Consider the following 15,877-nt stretch of genomic DNA (forward strand, 5'->3'; position numbering starts at 1 on the left):
GGTTTCGGTCGCAGTCATCCGAAACCGACAGTGGACAACAACAATAATCACTGTGGCCCATAGGGCCGAGGACATTGAATATGTCGGACTCAATTGCACAATCGGCAGCAGCCCCCGCCAAGGGGACGACTGGCCGTGAAGAACGAAAGATCATCTTCGCGTCATCCCTCGGGACGGTGTTCGAGTGGTATGACTTTTTCTTGTATGGCGCGCTGGCGACCGTCCTGAGCAAGCAGTTCTTTTCAGGGGTTAACGACACCACCGCGTTTATTTTTGCCTTGATGGCCTTCGCCGCCGGCTTCTTGGTGAGACCGTTCGGGGCCTTGGTGTTTGGTCGCCTGGGCGACATGATCGGGCGAAAGTACACCTTCCTCATGACCATCGTTCTGATGGGCTTGTCGACCTTTGCGGTCGGCCTGCTACCCACCTACACCAGCATCGGCATTGCAGCGCCGATCATGCTGGTGCTGTTGCGCATGCTCCAGGGCCTGGCGCTGGGCGGCGAATATGGCGGTGCGGCGACCTATGTGGCCGAACACGCCGCTCCCGGCAAGCGTGGTTTCAACACCAGCTGGATTCAGTCCACCGCCACCTTGGGCCTGCTGCTGTCGCTGCTGGTGGTGCTGAGTTGCCGCTACCTGACCGGCGATCAGTTTGAAGTGTGGGGCTGGCGCTTGCCGTTCCTGCTGTCCATCGTGCTGCTGGGCATCTCGACCTGGATCCGCATGAGCATGCATGAGTCGCCTGCCTTCGCAAAAATGAAGGCCGAAGGTAAAACCAGTAAATCGCCGATCCGTGAATCGTTCGGCAAATGGGAAAACCTGAAAATCGTCCTCATCGCCCTGTTCGGCATCAACGCAGGCCAGGCGGTGACCTTCTATGCGGCGCAGTTCTATGTGCTGTTCTTCCTCACGCAAATGCTCAAGATGGACCCGGCCCAGGCCAACATGCTGCTGATTATCAGCGTGGTCATCGGCGCGCCGTTCTTCATCTTCTTTGGTTGGCTGTCGGATAAAGTCGGGCGCAAGCCGATTTTGATGCTCGGCCTGTTGCTGGCCACGCTGCTGTACTTCCCGCTGTTCAAAGCTCTGAGCCATTACGCCAACCCGCAGATCGACACCGCCAGCCGCCAGTCACCGATTGTGGTCACTGCTGACCCGGCCACCTGCACCTTCCAGTTTGACCCTGTGGGTAAAGCACGTTTTGACAGCCCGTGCGACAAGGTCAAAACCTTCCTGGTCAAACAAGGCCTGCCTTACGTCTCGCAGTCTGCCCCGACCGGTGCCGACGTACTGGTGACCGTGGGTGAGCAAAAGATCATCGGCTTTAACGAAGCTGCCCTGCGCGAAAGCGTGGCCGCCGCGGGCTACCCGGCCAAGGCCGACCCAAGCACCGTGAACCAGCCGATGGTGGTCTTGATCATGGTGGTGCTGACGCTCATCGCCACCATGACCTACGGCCCGCTCGCGGCGGTGATGGTTGAGCTGTTCCCGACGCGGATCCGCTACACCTCGATGTCCCTGCCCTACCACATAGGTAACGGCTGGTTTGGCGGGTTCCTGCCGACCGTGTCGTTTGCGCTGGTGGTGTATACCGGGGATATTTTCTACGGGCTGTGGTACCCGATCGTCATCACCGGCGTCAGCTTCGTGGTGGGGATGCTGTTCCTCAAAGAAACCCGGCACGTGAATATCGATAAGGTTTAACGAAATAACTGTAGGAGCGAGCTTGCCTCGCGATCTTTTAAAAAGATCAAAAGATCGCGAGGCAAGCTCGCTCCTACAGAAATGAAAGCAAAAAAAACCGACCAAAAGGTCGGTTTTTTTAGGCGTTAGAAAAACTTATGCACGTTTTCTGTTCAAAAGTCATACCGAGAAATAAGCATATAAATCATCGAGTTATGACTGTATTTCAAAAGAAATCCAAAACTTGTGCACACGTTATCCACACTTCGCTCAGTTCACCGCTGTTTCGGTTTGCATCGCCACCGGTGGCAAGGAGCCCATGGCCCGTTGAGCGTCTTCATTCCATGTTTGTACCCGCTCATTGAGCTCGGCAATCGCCCGTGGGCCGCTGCCGTTGGCGTACATCGGCTCACCAATGACCACTTCAATAGTGCCGGGGCGCTTGGCCCAACCAGTCTTAGGCCAGAACTTGCCCGCGTTGTGGGCAATCGGCAGCACCGGCAACTCGGCATTCACCGCCAGCGCGGTACCGCCGCGGGAGAACTTGCCGACCTGACCGTAAGGCACACGCGTGCCCTCAGGAAAAATCAGCACCCAGATGTTGTCCTTGAGCAGCTCATCACCTTTTTTGGCGATGTCTTTGAGCGCCGCTTTCGGGTTGTCCCGGTCAATCGCAATCGGGCGCAGCATTGCCATCGCCCAGCCAAAAAACGGCACGTACAGCAGTTCGCGCTTGAGCACCTGGCTCAACGGCTGAAAGTAGGCCGAGAGAAAAAACGTCTCCCAGGTACTTTGGTGGTTGGCCAGAATCACGCACGGGCGTTCAGGGATGTGTTCTGCCCCGGTGACCTTGACGTTGATGCCCAGAAACACCCGCGTCAGCCACAACGCGCAGCGGCACCAGTACACGTTGATAAAGCGATAACGCGCAGGAAACGACAAAAAGGGTGCGACAAAAAAACTCAGTGAACACCACAGCAGAGAACTGGTGCCCAGCAGCAGGTAAAAGAAGAAAGTTCTGATGGCCTGCAGTATCGACATAGCGGCTTTTACCGTTGCGGATAAGGCATGACTGAACAGGCCTGTGCACAGAATGCCGGCGCGTGTTCAAACCTGCCCTATTTGTGGATAAGTTCGGCGGCAACTGCCGCCAGATCGTCAAATATTAGAGTACTGTCCGGTAATTCTTTGGCCAAAGTTTGTAGGCCTTTTCCGGTTTTTACCAATACGGGCTGTGAATCGACGGCCTTTGCGGCCTGTAAGTCACTCAAGCTGTCACCCACAAACCAGCATTCGGTCAGATCTGCACCGTAATGTTCGGCGATTGTGTGCAACATGCCCGGCTTTGGCTTGCGGCATGCGCAGCCTTCATTGGGCCCGTGAGGGCAATACACCACCAGCCCAAGCTCGCCACCCTGTTCGGCCACCAACGCGCGCAGGCGTGCGTGCATGGCGTCCAGCGTGGCGAGGTCGTAATAGCCGCGGGCAATGCCGGACTGGTTGGTTGCCACGGCAACCGTCCAGCCCGCTTTGCTCAACTGCGCAATCGCCTCAATCGCGCCGGGGAGCGGGATCCACTCCTCGACAGACTTGATGTAAGCGTCGGAGTCCTGGTTGATGACACCGTCCCGATCGAGAATCAGCAGTTTCAACACCAGCCCCTCAGCTCAGCAACGAAATATCAGCGACGCCCAGGAACAAGCTGCGCAGACGGGCCAGCAAGGCGTAGCGGTTAGCCCGCACGCTGGCGTCATCGGCGTTGATCATCACCGCTTCAAAGAACGCGTCCACCGGCTCGCGCAGCGAGGCCAGACGGGTCAGCGCTTCGTTGTACTGACGAGCAGCGGCCATCGGTTGTACCGCTTCGTCCGCCTTTTGAATGGCCGAGTACAGCGAGAACTCGCTGGCGTTGTCGAAGAACTTGGCTTCGACATTCGTCGAAATCTTGCCTTCCACTTTGCTCAACAGGTTCGATACACGCTTGTTCACAGCGGCCAGAGCTTCGGCTTCCGGCAACTGACGGAAGGCCTGAACGGCTTGCACACGCTGATCGAAGTCCAGCGCCGAACGCGGCTGCAACGCACGCACCGACAGGTACGTCGCCACGTCCACGCCTTCGTCTTCATAACGCGCACGCAGACGGTCGAAGATGAACTCCAGCACCTGGTCAGCCAGACCGGCCGACTTGACCTTGGCACCGAACGCCGACACGGCGAAGTTCACGGCTTCGGTCAGGTCGAGGTCGAGCTTTTTGTCGATCAGAATCCGCAAGATCCCCAGCGCTGCGCGACGCAGTGCGTACGGGTCTTTGCTACCGGTCGGGAGCATGCCGATGCCGAAAATACCCACCAGGGTATCGAGCTTGTCAGCGATGGCCACCGCTGCACCGGTCAGGGTTTCTGGCAGTTCAGCGCCCGCACCGCGCGGCATGTACTGCTCGTTCAGCGCCAGGGCGACATCTTCTGGCTCGCCATCATTGAGGGCGTAGTAGTAACCGGCGATGCCTTGCATTTCCGGGAACTCGCCGACCATTTCAGTGGCCAGGTCGCACTTGGACAGCAAGCCTGCACGGGCTGCGCGCTGAGCGTCGCCGCCAATGCGCGGGGCGATGAACGCGGCCAGCTTGGACACGCGCTCGGCCTTGTCGTAAACGCTGCCCAGTTGCGCCTGGAACACCACGTTTTGCAGGCGCTGGTTGAAGCTTTCCAGCGGCTGCTTTTTGTCTTGCTTGAAGAAGAACTCGGCATCGGTCAGACGTGGGCGAACCACTTTCTCGTTACCCGAGATGATCTGCTTCGGATCTTTGCTCTCGACGTTGGCCACGGTGATGAAACGCGGCAGCAGCTTGCCATCGACGTCCAGCAGGCAGAAATACTTCTGGTTGTCCTGCATGGTGGTGATGAGGGCTTCTTGCGGCACGTCCAGGAAGCGCTCTTCGAACGAGCACACCAGCGGCACCGGCCATTCAACCAGCGCGGTCACTTCATCGAGCAGGCTTGGTGGCACGATCGCGGTGCCTTCCTGCATCGTGGCCAGTTCGGCCACACGCTTGGAAATCAGCTCGCGACGCTCATTGAAGTCTGCCAGCACGTAGGCCTTGCGCAGGTCTTCGAGGTAGTTGGCAGGCGAGGTGATGCGCACGTTTTCCGGGTGGTGGAAACGGTGGCCACGGGAATCACGGCCAGCCTTTTGCGCAAGGATGGTGCAGTCGATGACCTCATCGCCCAGCAGCATCACCAACCATTGGGTTGGACGCACGAATTCTTCTTTGCGTGCACCCCAGCGCATGCGCTTGGGGATCGGCAAATCGTTCAGCGAGTCTTCAACGATGGTCGGCAGCAGGCTGGCGGTCGGCTTGCCGATGATCACCTGGCTGAAACGCAGTTTTGGACCGCTCTGATCGATTTCGCTCAGCTCAACGCCGCATTTTTTGGCAAAACCCAGGGCTGCCTGGGTCGGGTTGCCTTCAGCGTCGAACGCGGCCTGGCGAGGCGGGCCGTCGATGTTGATGCTGCGATCAGGCTGTTGCGTGTCGAGCTGGGTCAGCAGCACGGCCAGACGGCGCGGCGCGGCATAGACTTTTTTTGCCTTGAAGTTCAGACCGGCGCTTTGCAGGCCTTTTTCGATACCGGCCAGAAACGCGTCGGCCAAGGTACTGAGGGCTTTTGGCGGCAGTTCTTCAGTGCCCAGTTCAACCAGAAAATCTTGAGCACTCATTGTGCAGCCTCCAACTTAGCCAACACTTCATCACGCAAATCGGGTGGAGCCATCGGGAAACCCAGCTTGGCGCGCGCTTCGAGATACGCCTGAGCCACTGAACGCGCCAGGGTACGCACCCGCAGGATGTACTGCTGACGTGCGGTCACCGAGATGGCCCGGCGCGCGTCCAGCAGGTTGAAGGTGTGGGATGCCTTGAGCACCATTTCGTAGCTTGGCAGCGGCAGCGGCTGGTCGAGTTCGATCAGGCGCTTGGCTTCGCTTTCATAGAAATCGAACAGCTCAAACAGCTTGTCGACGTTGGCGTGTTCGAAGTTGTAAGTCGATTGCTCGACTTCGTTTTGATGGAACACGTCGCCGTAGGTCACTTTGCCGAACGGGCCGTCAGTCCAGACCAGGTCGTAGACCGAGTCCACGCCTTGCAGGTACATCGCCAGACGCTCAAGGCCGTAAGTGATTTCGCCGGTCACCGGGTAGCACTCAATGCCGCCTACTTGCTGGAAGTAAGTGAATTGGGTGACTTCCATACCGTTGAGCCAGATTTCCCAGCCCAGACCCCAGGCGCCCAGGGTCGGCGATTCCCAGTTGTCTTCGACAAAACGGATATCGTGAACCAGCGGGTCCAGGCCGATGTGCTTCAGCGAGCCCAGGTACAGCTCCTGGAAGTTAGGCGGGTTTGGCTTCAATACCACCTGGAACTGGTAGTAGTGCTGCAGACGGTTAGGGTTTTCGCCGTAGCGGCCGTCAGTCGGACGACGACTGGGCTGCACATAAGCGGCGTTCCAGGTTTCTGGGCCCAGAGAGCGCAAAAACGTGGCGGTATGGAAAGTGCCGGCGCCCACTTCCATATCGTAGGGCTGAAGCACCACACAACCTTGCTCGGCCCAGTATTGCTGGAGGGCGAGGATCAAGTCTTGGAAGGTACGCACTGCTGGCGTAGGCTGGCTCACAAATTCACCTGTTTCTTGGGCTGCGATTTAAAGAGCGGGAGTATACCCGATTCGGTCGCGCCTCCACCTCTTGGAGCCTCTATGCCACGTTGTTTCTGGTGCCCTGACGACCCGTTGTATGCGGCCTATCACGATCAAGAGTGGGGCGTGCCGTTGCGCGATGCGCATGCGCTCTTCGAGTTGTTATTGCTCGAAGGGTTCCAGGCGGGTTTATCGTGGATCACGGTTTTGCGCAAACGTGAGCATTATCGCAAGGTCATGTTTGGCTTTGATGTGCAGCGCCTGGCGGTCATGACAGACGCCGAGATAGAGGCCTTGCTGCTCGATCCGGGCATTGTGCGCAACCGCTTGAAAGTCACCGGCGCGCGGCGCAACGCCCAGGCCTGGCTGGCGCTCAAAGACCCAGTTGAGTTTTTGTGGTCGTTCGTTGGCGGCCAGCCCAAGATCAACCACTTCACCGAACGGCATGAGTTCCCGGCTGTTACGCCAGAAGCCGAAGCCATGAGCAAAGGTTTGAAAAAAGCCGGTTTTACCTTCGTCGGCCCGACCATTTGTTACGCCTTCATGCAGGCCAGCGGCATGGTCATGGACCACGGCACCACCTGCGACCGCTACGCTGAGCTGTCCAACGCCGGTTAGAATGCCGCCTGCGCAAAACCTGCAGGAGCGAGCTTGCCTCGCGATCTTTTAAAAAATCGCGAGGCAAGCTCGCTCCTACAGACATCGTTACTTCTGAGAGATTTGCCTGTGGAAAAGTTTAAAGGCGCCTTGCTGGTCGGGGCTTTACGGTTGTTTGCCATGCTCCCTTGGGGCGCGGTGCAACACGTGGGCTCGGCCATCGGCTGGCTGATGTGGAAACTGCCCAATCGCTCGCGCGACGTGGTGCGGATCAACCTGGCCAAGTGCTTCCCCCAAATGGACCCGGTTGCCCGTGAACAATTGGTCGGCCAAAGCCTCAAAGACATCGGCAAAAGCCTGACCGAGAGCGCCTGCGCGTGGATCTGGCCCGCCCAGCGCTCCATTGACCTGGTGCGCGAAGTCGAAGGCCTGGACGTGCTCAAAGACGCCCTCGCTTCCGGCAAAGGCGTGGTCGGCATCACCAGCCACCTGGGTAACTGGGAAGTGCTTAACCACTTCTATTGCAGCCAGTGCAAACCGATCATTTTTTATCGCCCGCCCAAGCTCAAGGCCGTTGACGAACTGCTGCGCAAACAGCGCGTACAGCTGGGCAACCGCGTGGCCGCGTCGACCAAAGAAGGCATCTTGAGTGTCATCAAAGAGGTGCGCAAAGGCGGCCAGGTCGGCATCCCGGCAGACCCGGAGCCGGCAGAATCAGCGGGTATTTTTGTGCCGTTCCTGGGCACCACGGCCCTGACCAGCAAGTTTGTGCCCAACATGCTGGCGGGTGGCAAAGCGGTGGGTGTATTCCTGCACGCGGTGCGTTTGCCGGACGGTTCGGGATTCAAAGTGATATTGGAAGCGGCGCCCGAAGCCATGTACAGCACCGATACCGAAACCGCCTGCGCGGCCATGAGCCAAGTGGTGGAGAAGTACGTGCGGGCTTACCCGAGCCAATACATGTGGAGCATGAAACGCTTCAAAAAACGCCCGCCGGGCGAAGCGCGCTGGTACTGAGGCACAACATAACCCTTGTAGGAGCGAGCTTGCCTCGCGATCTTTTGATCTTTTAAAAGATCGCGAGGCAAGCTCGCTCCTACAGGGGATTTTCAGCGTTGTCAGGGTTTATCCAGCTTCTTCAAAAACACGGTCATTTCTTTCTCGGCCTGTTTGTCGCCATGGCCTTGTGCCGCGATGATCCCCTGCTCCCACGCTTCACGCGCCGCTGCACGGTCGCCTGCCGCCAATCGGGCCTTGCCCAGCAGCTTCCAGGCCGCTGAGTACTTGGGGTCAAATTCAACACAGCGCTGCAAATGTTCCGCCGCCTTGAGGTTATCCCCAAGGTCGAGATAACCCTTGCCCAGCCCGAAGCGCAGCAGCGAGTTATCCACACCCTTGGCCAACATCTTTTCCAATGACTCCAGCATCCCTGACTCCTTAGAAAAAACTCAAACCCACGTGGAACAGCTTCTCTACGTCGCGAATATGCTTTTTATCCACAAGGAACAAAATCACGTGGTCGCCAGCATTGATTACCGTGGCGTCGTGGGCAATCAGCACTTCGTCGTCGCGAATGATCGCGCCAATGGTGGTGCCCGGCGGCAGGTTGATTTCACCAATGCGCTTGCCAATCACCTTGCTCGACTTCGAATCACCGTGGGCAATCGCTTCGATGGCCTCCGCCGCACCCCGGCGCAGCGAGTGCACACTGACAATGTCGCCCCGGCGCACGTGGGCCAGCAAGGTGCCAATAGTGGCCAACTGCGGGCTGATGGCGATGTCGATTTCGCCACCCTGGATCAAGTCCACATAGGCCGGGTTGTTGATGATGCTCATGACCTTTTTCGCGCCCAGGCGTTTAGCCAGCAACGAGGACATAATGTTGGCCTCATCGTCGTTGGTCAGGGCCAGAAACAGGTCGGCATCGGCGATGTTCTCTTCGAGCATCAGGTCGCGGTCTGACGCGCTGCCTTGCAACACCACGGTGCTGTCCAGGGTGTCAGACAAATAGCGACAGCGGGCCGGGCTCATCTCAATGATCTTGACCTGATAACGGCTTTCGATGGCCTCGGCCAGGCGCTCGCCAATCTGCCCGCCCCCGGCGATCACAATGCGTTTATAGCTTTCGTCGAGGCGACGCATTTCGCTCATTACGGCGCGAATGTTGGCCTTGGCGGCGATGAAAAACACCTCATCGTCGGCCTCAATCACCGTGTCGCCACGGGGCGTAATCGGCCGGTCACGTCGGAAAATCGCCGCAACCCGGGTGTCCACATTCGGCATGTGCTCACGCAACTGGCGCAATTGCTGGCCAATCAACGGGCCGCCGTAGTACGCCTTGACCGCCACCAACTGCGCCTTGCCGCCGGCAAAGTCGATCACCTGCAAGGCGCCGGGGTGTTCAACCAGGCGCTTGATGTAGTTGGTCACGACCTGCTCGGGGCTGATCAGAACGTCGACCGGAATCGCGTCGTTATCAAACAGTTCTTCGCCGCGGGTCAGGTAGGCCGATTCGCGCACTCGGGCGATTTTGGTCGGGGTGTGAAACAGCGTGTAGGCCACCTGGCATGCGACCATGTTGGTCTCGTCGCTGTTGGTCACCGCCACCAGCATGTCGGCATCGTCAGCGCCCGCCTGGCGCAGTACATTGGGCAGCGAAGCACGGCCCTGCACGGTACGAATATCCAGACGATCACCCAAATCGCGGAGGCGATCGCCATCGGTGTCGACCACGGTGATGTCATTGGCTTCACTGGCCAAATGCTCAGCCAGCGTACCGCCGACCTGCCCTGCGCCGAGGATGATGATTTTCATGCCGTGATTTCCTGTTCCCGTCGTTAGCCGCGTGCGGCAGCGATCTTGATCAGTTTGGCGTAATAGAAACCGTCATGCCCACCCTCTTGCGCCAGCAATTGGCGCCCGTGAGGTTGCTTGATGCCGAACTGCCCGGCGATGTCCAGCTCGCGCGCACCGGGCGTGCGGGCCAAAAAGGCTTCAATCACTTCGGTGTTTTCGGTCGGTAAGGTCGAACAGGTGGCGTACAGCAGGATGCCGCCGACTTCCAGGGTCTGCCACATGGCGTCCAGCAACTCGCCTTGCAGGCTGGCGAGGGCGGCGATGTCGTCCGGCTGGCGGGTCAGCTTGATGTCCGGATGGCGGCGGATCACGCCCGTCGCAGAACATGGGGCATCGAGCAGGATGCGCTGGAACGGCTTGCCGTCCCACCAGGTCGCGGTGTCGCGGCCATCGGCGGCTATCAGCTCGGCGCTCAGGCCCAGACGTTCTAGGTTTTCACGCACGCGCACCAGGCGCTTGGCTTCCAGGTCGACCGCCACCACGCCCGCAAGCTGGGGCTCGGCTTCCAAAATGTGGCACGTCTTGCCGCCAGGAGCGCAGCAGGCGTCGAGCACGCGCTGGCCGGGGGCCAGGTCGAGCAGGTCGGCGGCCAACTGCGCGGCTTCGTCCTGCACGCTGATCCAACCTTCGGCAAAGCCCGGCAGATTGCGCACATCGCAAGCTTCGCCCAGCACAATGCCGTCGCGGCTGTACACACACGGTTGGGCCTGCACGTCGCTTTCAGCCAGCAATTGCAGGTACTGATCACGGGTTTTATGGCGGCGATTGACCCGCAGAATCATCGGCGGATGCGCGTTATTGGCAGCGCAGATGGCTTCCCACTGCTCAGGCCAGAACGCTTTCAGCGATTTTTGCAGCCAGCGCGGGTGGGCGGTACGCACCACCGGGTCGTGTTCCAGCTCGGCCAGCAAGGCTTCGCTATCGCGCTGGGCATTGCGCAACACGGCGTTGAGCAGGCCTTTGGCCCACGGCTTTTTCAGTTTGTCGGCGCAGCCCACGGTTTCGCCAATGGCCGCGTGGGCAGGGACCCGCGTGTACAGCAGTTGGTACAAGCCCACCAGCAACAGCGCTTCAACGTCGGCATCGGCGGCTTTGAAGGGTTTTTGCAGCAGCTTGTTGGCCAATGCCGACAAGCGCGGATACCAGCGTGCGGTGCCGAACGCGAGGTCCTGGGTCAGGCCGCGGTCGCGGGCTTCAACCTTGTCCAGTTGCAACGGCAACGAACTGTTGAGCGATGCCTTGCCGTTGAGTACAGCGGTCAATGCCTTGGCGGCGGCCAGACGCGGGTTCATTGGGCGGCGCCCAGAACAGTGCCCACAGCAAACTTCTCACGGCGGCTGTTGAATAAATCGCTGAAGTTCAGCGCTTTACCGCCGGGCAATTGCAGACGGGTCAGGCACAGCGCGCCTTCACCGCAGCCCACGATCAGGCCGTCTTTGCTGGCCGCGAGGATCTGCCCCGGTTCGCCCTTGGCGTCTGCCAAGGTGGCGGCCAGCACTTTCAGGGCTTCGCCGTTGAGCGTGCTGTGGCAAATCGGCCACGGGTTGAAGGCACGAATCAGCCGTTCCAGCTCCACAGCCGGGCGGTTCCAGTCGATGCGCGCTTCGTCTTTATTGAGCTTGTGGGCGTAAGTCGCCAGGCTGTCGTCCTGCACTTCGCCTTGCAAGGTGCCGTCAGCCAGGCCGGCAATGGCTTCGATCACGGCCGGAGGGCCCAGCTCGGCCAAACGGTCGTGCAGGGTGCCGCCGGTGTCTTCGCTGCTGATGGGAGTGATGGATTTGAGCAGCATCGGGCCGGTATCCAGACCCGCCTCCATGCGCATCACCGTCACACCGCTTTGTGCATCGCCAGCCTCGACCGCGCGCTGAATCGGCGCGGCGCCGCGCCAGCGTGGCAGCAACGAAGCGTGGCTGTTAATGCAGCCCAAACGCGGAATATCCAGCACCACTTGCGGCAGGATCAGGCCGTACGCCACCACCACCATCAAGTCGGGCTTGAGCGCGGCGAGTTCGGCTTGAGCCTCGGGTGCACGCAAGGTCGGCGGCTGCATGACCGCAATGTTGTGTTCCAGCGCCAGTTGCTTGACCGGGCTTGGCATCAGCTTTTGCCCGCGCCCGGCCGGACGATCCGGTTGGGTGTACACCGCAACGATCTCGTACGGGCTGTCGAGCAGCGCCTTGAGGTGTTCAGCGGCAAATTCGGGGGTGCCAGCAAAGACGATGCGCAATGGCTCAGTCATGGAGTACTCACTTGGAATGGGGGAAGGCGGGAATAACCCTGTAGGAGCGAGCTTGCCTCGCGATCTTTTGATCGTTGAAAAGATCGCGAGGCAAGCTCGCTCCTACAGTGAGTCCGAGACAAGCGTAGGGTTATACCGAGGATCAAGCGTTCTGGCGGTGCAGTTTTTCCAGCTTTTTCTTGATCCGGTCACGCTTGAGCGTAGACAAGTAATCCACGAACAGCTTGCCGTTCAGGTGGTCGCATTCGTGCTGGATGCACACGGCCAGCAGGCCTTCGGCGGTCATTTCAAAAGGCTTGCCGTCACGGTCCAGCGCTTTGATTTTGACCAACTGCGGGCGGTCTACGTTTTCGTAGTAACCCGGCACCGACAGGCAGCCTTCCTGGTACTGGCCCATCTCGTCGGTCAGGGTTTCGAACTCAGGGTTGATAAACACCATCGGCGCGCTGCGGTCTTCGCTCAGGTCCATGACCACGATGCGCTTGTGCACGTTGACCTGCGTGGCCGCCAGACCAATGCCAGGCGCTTCGTACATGGTTTCAAACATGTCATCGATCAACTGACGGACTTCGTCGTCCACAACCGTCACCGGTTTGGCGATGGTACGCAGACGCGAGTCTGGGAATTCGAGGATGTTTAAAATAGCCATAAGTTTGATTGGGGCACTGTGTGAAAGATTCAAAAACGGTTGTCAGGGGGTCTTGAAGACTCGGCAACCTGTGCAAAACGTCTCCTTCAGAGAGAGCCCGCTCGGGCTCTGGCGTTTCACGCGAGCGCACATAATAAAGGGATTCAACCCCGGATGAAACGACTAGCTGCCCGGCTGCAGGTGGCGCGCGCGTCGCAGTTTGAAACCAATGGGCGCGGTCTGTGCGCAGCGTTCTACTAAGGTTGGGTTTGCCGGCGTTTTTTCAAGGCCGTACTGAGCGTTTACGCCGGCGCTTACTGACACGTGCCCAACAACTTGTTAACAGAGTTATCCACAGGTTGTGCCTGGCGTAACGCTGATGAAACAGATCAAGGATGATCCCATGTCGCAGTCTGATATTTCCCCAGCAGAGCTGGAAGCCCGTTTGCGTTTGCACCGCTTGCCCGAGATCGGCCCACAGCGCTACCACGCCTTGTTTCGGGCCTTTGGCTCGGCCAGTTCGGCGCTCAGCGCCCCGGCCAGTGCCTGGCGGGCCTTGGGCTTGCCACCCGCCAGTAGCGAGGCCCGGCGCAACCCCGAAGTACGTGACGGTGCCAGCGCTGCAATGCGCTGGCTTGAGGGCTGCAAGCAGCATGTGTTGCTCCACGATCAGCCCGATTACCCGGCCTTGTTGGCTGAAATCAAAGACCCGCCGCCCGTGTTATTTGTGGCGGGCGACCCCGGCATCCTGGAAAAACCGCAACTGGCGATGGTCGGCAGTCGGCGTGCCTCACGGCCGGGACTGGACACCGCCGCGGCGTTTTCGAAGTGTCTGGCGGGCGCCGGTTTTGTCATTACCAGCGGGCTGGCGCTGGGCATCGACGGGGCCGCGCACCAGGGCGCACTGGACATTGGCGGGCAGACGATCGGGGTGCTCGGCACCGGCCTGCAAAAACTTTATCCACAGCGCCATCGCGCACTGGCAGACGCGATGATTGCCAACGGCAGCGCCGTGGTGTCGGAGTTCCCGCTGGACGCCGGGCCGCTCTCGGGCAACTTCCCACGGCGCAACCGAATCATCAGCGGTTTATCGTTGGGCGTGCTGGTGGTCGAAGCCAGCGTGGCCAGCGGTTCGTTGATCACCGCCCGTCTGGCGGCGGAACAAGGCCGTGAGGTCTACGCCCTGCCGGGGTCTATCCACCACCCCGGCGCGCGCGGTTGCCATCAGTTGATTCGTGATGGCGCCACCCTGGTGGAAACCGTCGAGCACATTCTCGAAGGCCTGCGCGGCTGGCGCTCGATGCCGTTATCCACAGCAGACCTGTTCACACACAGCTGTCATCCATTAGTGCAATTGTTGCAGGCAGCGCCCCACACCAGCGAAGCCCTGGCCTGCGCCAGCGGTTGGGACCTGCCCCGGTTGCTGGCGGCGTTGACCGAACTTGAACTCGACGGGCATGTGGTGCTTGAGGGCGGGCGTTGGTTTGCTCGCGCCAGCTAAGTACACTGCGCCCAGTACCTATTTGGAGACACTCAATGATCAGCACCTGGCGCGTCCAACAAGCCGCACGCGCGATTCATGCGGGCGCCGTGATCGCCTATCCCACCGAAGCCGTCTGGGGCCTGGGTTGCGACCCGTGGGATGAAGAAGCGGTCGAGCGTTTGCTGGCGATCAAATCGCGACCTGTGGATAAAGGCCTGATTCTGGTTGCCGACAACATTCACCAGTTCGACTTCCTGTTCGAAGACTTCCCCCAAGAGTGGATCGACCGCATGGCCAGCACCTGGCCTGGGCCGAACACCTGGCTGGTGCCGCATCAAGGCCTGCTGCCCGAGTGGATCACCGGCCAGCACGACACTGTGGCGTTGCGCGTGAGTGATCACCCGCTGGTGCGTGAGTTGTGTGCGTTGGTGGGGCCTATCGTTTCCACGTCTGCCAACCCGGCGGGCTTGCCGGCGGCGCGTACGCGGTTAAAAGTTGAGCAGTACTTTCGTGGCCAGATCGATCACGTCTTGGGCGGCAATTTGGGCGGGCGTAAAAACCCCAGTCTGATCCGCGACTTGGCGACCGGCAAGGTCGTGCGCCCCGCCTAACCCCACAAAATTTGTAGGAGCGAGCTTGCCTCGCGATCTTTTGAGCGTTTAAAAGATCGCGAGGCAAGGTGTGTTACGGCAACAAAATCGTCGAGCCAGTGGTGCGGCGCGAGGCCAGCTCGATGTGGGCCTTGGCCGTGTCTTTCAAGGCATAGCGCTGGCTGATCTCAACTTTGATCTTGCCGGTGCGGATCATCTCAAACAGCTCGTCGGCCATTTTTTGCAGGTTCTCGGGCGTGTTGGCGTAGCCCGCCAAGGTTGGCCGGGTGACGTACAGCGAACCCTTCTGCGACAAAATCCCCAGGTTCACGCCAGTTACCGCCCCAGACGCGTTACCGAAGCTGACCATCAGCCCGCGCAGCGCCAGACTGTCCAGCGAGGTGAGCCAGGTGTCTTTGCCGACGCCGTCGTACACCACCGGGACTTTCTTGCCGTCGGTCAGTTCCAGCACGCGCTGGGCCACGTCTTCATGGCTGTAGTCGATGGTTTCCCAGGCACCCAGTGCTTTGGCGTGCGCCGCCTTTTCAGCCGAACTGGCGGTACCGATCAACTTCGCGCCCAGCGCCTTGGCCCATTGGCACGCAATCGAGCCAACGCCACCGGCAGCGGCGTGGAACAAAATGGTATCGCCTGCTTTAACCTCGTAGGTCTGACGCAGCAAATACTGCACGGTCAGGCCCTTGAGCATCACGGCGGCGGCTTGCTCAAAGCTGATGTCGTCTGGCAGTTTCACCACATTCGCCGCCGGCAACACGTGGTACTCGCTGTTTGCGCCCAGCGGGCCAGTGCCGTAAGCCACGCGGTCGCCTACTTTGACGGTGTGCACGTCACTGCCCACGGCATCCACGATGCCCGCGCCTTCATTGCCCAGGCCCGATGGCAGCTCGGGCAGCGGGTACAGGCCGCTGCGGAAATAGGTGTCGATGAAATTCAGGCCGATGGCCTGGTTACGCACGCGAACCTGTTGCGGGCCCGGCTCGGCAGGTTGGTAGTCGACATACTCAAGCACTTCGGGCCCGCCGAGGGTCCGAAACTGGATACGTTTAGCCATTTGCACTGTCCTTGCTGAATTGACGAGGCCCCTATCCAA

The 15,877-nt window shown here is 59.7% G+C and carries 15 protein-coding genes; 5 read left to right on the plus strand and 10 right to left on the minus strand.

The genetic code is table 11. The features are described 5' to 3' along the window. The first annotated feature begins 80 nt into the window (after positions 1 to 80). Positions 81 to 1,706 carry an MFS transporter gene (locus ACJJU9_RS25005; RefSeq protein WP_048373597.1) on the plus strand — a complete coding sequence of 542 codons (1,626 nt, stop codon included), beginning with the start codon at positions 81 to 83 and terminating at the stop codon, positions 1,704 to 1,706. Between the two features lie 249 nt (positions 1,707 to 1,955). Here ACJJU9_RS25005 and ACJJU9_RS25010 read toward each other — a convergent pair whose 3' ends face one another. From ACJJU9_RS25010 to glyQ, 4 genes are all read right to left on the minus strand, one after another. Then, positions 1,956 to 2,726, minus strand: a complete 771-nt coding sequence (locus tag ACJJU9_RS25010; protein WP_153375994.1) for a 1-acyl-sn-glycerol-3-phosphate acyltransferase — start codon at positions 2,724 to 2,726, stop codon at positions 1,956 to 1,958. A gap of 77 nt (positions 2,727 to 2,803) precedes the next feature. Continuing rightward, entirely contained in the window at positions 2,804 to 3,343 is a 540-nt protein-coding gene (gene gmhB / locus ACJJU9_RS25015) for a D-glycero-beta-D-manno-heptose 1,7-bisphosphate 7-phosphatase (RefSeq protein ID WP_407731035.1), read from the minus strand. A gap of 4 nt (positions 3,344 to 3,347) precedes the next feature. Beyond that, complete coding sequence (gene glyS, locus ACJJU9_RS25020) at positions 3,348 to 5,402, minus strand: glycine--tRNA ligase subunit beta (protein ID WP_048373931.1); 2,055 nt, start codon at positions 5,400 to 5,402, stop codon at positions 3,348 to 3,350. After that, entirely contained in the window at positions 5,399 to 6,352 is a 954-nt protein-coding gene (gene glyQ / locus ACJJU9_RS25025) for a glycine--tRNA ligase subunit alpha (RefSeq protein ID WP_003437964.1), read from the minus strand. The genes glyS and glyQ overlap by 4 nt, the downstream gene beginning before the upstream one ends. Before the next feature lie 81 nt (positions 6,353 to 6,433). On the opposite strand from glyQ, the gene ACJJU9_RS25030 reads away from it, so the two are divergent. After that, complete coding sequence (locus ACJJU9_RS25030) at positions 6,434 to 6,991, plus strand: DNA-3-methyladenine glycosylase I (protein WP_407729769.1); 558 nt, start codon at positions 6,434 to 6,436, stop codon at positions 6,989 to 6,991. Between the two features lie 108 nt (positions 6,992 to 7,099). Further along, entirely contained in the window at positions 7,100 to 7,987 is an 888-nt protein-coding gene (locus ACJJU9_RS25035; RefSeq protein WP_048373948.1) for a lysophospholipid acyltransferase, read from the plus strand. A gap of 101 nt (positions 7,988 to 8,088) precedes the next feature. Here the strand turns inward: ACJJU9_RS25035 and ACJJU9_RS25040 are convergent, their stop codons facing one another. From ACJJU9_RS25040 to def, 5 genes are all read right to left on the minus strand, one after another. Beyond that, positions 8,089 to 8,397 carry a hypothetical protein gene (locus ACJJU9_RS25040; RefSeq protein ID WP_048388185.1) on the minus strand — a complete coding sequence of 103 codons (309 nt, stop codon included), beginning with the start codon at positions 8,395 to 8,397 and terminating at the stop codon, positions 8,089 to 8,091. Positions 8,398 to 8,407: 10 nt separating this feature from the next. Beyond that, a complete protein-coding gene (trkA, locus tag ACJJU9_RS25045) occupies positions 8,408 to 9,784 on the minus strand; it encodes a Trk system potassium transporter TrkA (protein WP_048373936.1) in 1,377 nt (458 codons plus the stop codon). Between the two features lie 23 nt (positions 9,785 to 9,807). Then, entirely contained in the window at positions 9,808 to 11,118 is a 1,311-nt protein-coding gene (gene rsmB, locus ACJJU9_RS25050) for a 16S rRNA (cytosine(967)-C(5))-methyltransferase RsmB (RefSeq protein ID WP_407729770.1), read from the minus strand. Beyond that, positions 11,115 to 12,065, minus strand: coding sequence for a methionyl-tRNA formyltransferase (gene fmt / locus ACJJU9_RS25055; RefSeq protein WP_048373940.1), 951 nt, complete (start codon positions 12,063 to 12,065; stop codon positions 11,115 to 11,117). The genes rsmB and fmt overlap by 4 nt, the downstream gene beginning before the upstream one ends. A gap of 142 nt (positions 12,066 to 12,207) precedes the next feature. Continuing rightward, a complete protein-coding gene (gene def / locus ACJJU9_RS25060) occupies positions 12,208 to 12,714 on the minus strand; it encodes a peptide deformylase (RefSeq protein ID WP_123750622.1) in 507 nt (168 codons plus the stop codon). Positions 12,715 to 13,096: 382 nt separating this feature from the next. Here def and dprA point away from each other — a divergent pair, with 382 nt between their 5' ends. Then, entirely contained in the window at positions 13,097 to 14,194 is a 1,098-nt protein-coding gene (gene dprA, locus ACJJU9_RS25065; protein WP_048388247.1) for a DNA-processing protein DprA, read from the plus strand. Between the two features lie 35 nt (positions 14,195 to 14,229). Beyond that, the gene (locus ACJJU9_RS25070; protein ID WP_048373942.1) at positions 14,230 to 14,787 is read left to right on the plus strand and encodes an L-threonylcarbamoyladenylate synthase; all 558 of its coding nucleotides are present in this window, start codon (positions 14,230 to 14,232) and stop codon (positions 14,785 to 14,787) included. Between the two features lie 73 nt (positions 14,788 to 14,860). On the opposite strand, the gene ACJJU9_RS25075 is transcribed toward ACJJU9_RS25070, so the two are convergent. Next, on the minus strand, positions 14,861 to 15,838 hold the full coding sequence (locus ACJJU9_RS25075; RefSeq protein ID WP_407729771.1) for a quinone oxidoreductase family protein: 978 nt from the start codon (positions 15,836 to 15,838) through the stop codon (positions 14,861 to 14,863). Positions 15,839 to 15,877: the final 39 nt, after the last annotated feature.

It is taken from the genome of Pseudomonas helleri (assembly GCF_045830615.1).
GTDB lineage: Bacteria > Pseudomonadota > Gammaproteobacteria > Pseudomonadales > Pseudomonadaceae > Aquipseudomonas > Aquipseudomonas helleri.

What these genes read in the sequence shown, in the direction of transcription:
- ACJJU9_RS25005 (WP_048373597.1), top strand. Translation starts at nt 81, where the DNA reads ATGTCGGACTCAATTGCACAATCGGCAGCAGCCCCCGCCAAGGGGACG.
- ACJJU9_RS25010 (WP_153375994.1), bottom strand. Translation starts at nt 2,726, where the DNA reads ATGTCGATACTGCAGGCCATCAGAACTTTCTTCTTTTACCTGCTGCTG.
- glyS (WP_048373931.1), bottom strand. Translation starts at nt 5,402, where the DNA reads ATGAGTGCTCAAGATTTTCTGGTTGAACTGGGCACTGAAGAACTGCCG.
- ACJJU9_RS25030 (WP_407729769.1), top strand. Translation starts at nt 6,434, where the DNA reads ATGCCACGTTGTTTCTGGTGCCCTGACGACCCGTTGTATGCGGCCTAT.
- ACJJU9_RS25040 (WP_048388185.1), bottom strand. Translation starts at nt 8,397, where the DNA reads ATGCTGGAGTCATTGGAAAAGATGTTGGCCAAGGGTGTGGATAACTCG.
- trkA (WP_048373936.1), bottom strand. Translation starts at nt 9,784, where the DNA reads ATGAAAATCATCATCCTCGGCGCAGGGCAGGTCGGCGGTACGCTGGCT.
- rsmB (WP_407729770.1), bottom strand. Translation starts at nt 11,118, where the DNA reads ATGAACCCGCGTCTGGCCGCCGCCAAGGCATTGACCGCTGTACTCAAC.
- fmt (WP_048373940.1), bottom strand. Translation starts at nt 12,065, where the DNA reads ATGACTGAGCCATTGCGCATCGTCTTTGCTGGCACCCCCGAATTTGCC.
- def (WP_123750622.1), bottom strand. Translation starts at nt 12,714, where the DNA reads ATGGCTATTTTAAACATCCTCGAATTCCCAGACTCGCGTCTGCGTACC.
- dprA (WP_048388247.1), top strand. Translation starts at nt 13,097, where the DNA reads ATGTCGCAGTCTGATATTTCCCCAGCAGAGCTGGAAGCCCGTTTGCGT.
- ACJJU9_RS25070 (WP_048373942.1), top strand. Translation starts at nt 14,230, where the DNA reads ATGATCAGCACCTGGCGCGTCCAACAAGCCGCACGCGCGATTCATGCG.
- ACJJU9_RS25075 (WP_407729771.1), bottom strand. Translation starts at nt 15,838, where the DNA reads ATGGCTAAACGTATCCAGTTTCGGACCCTCGGCGGGCCCGAAGTGCTT.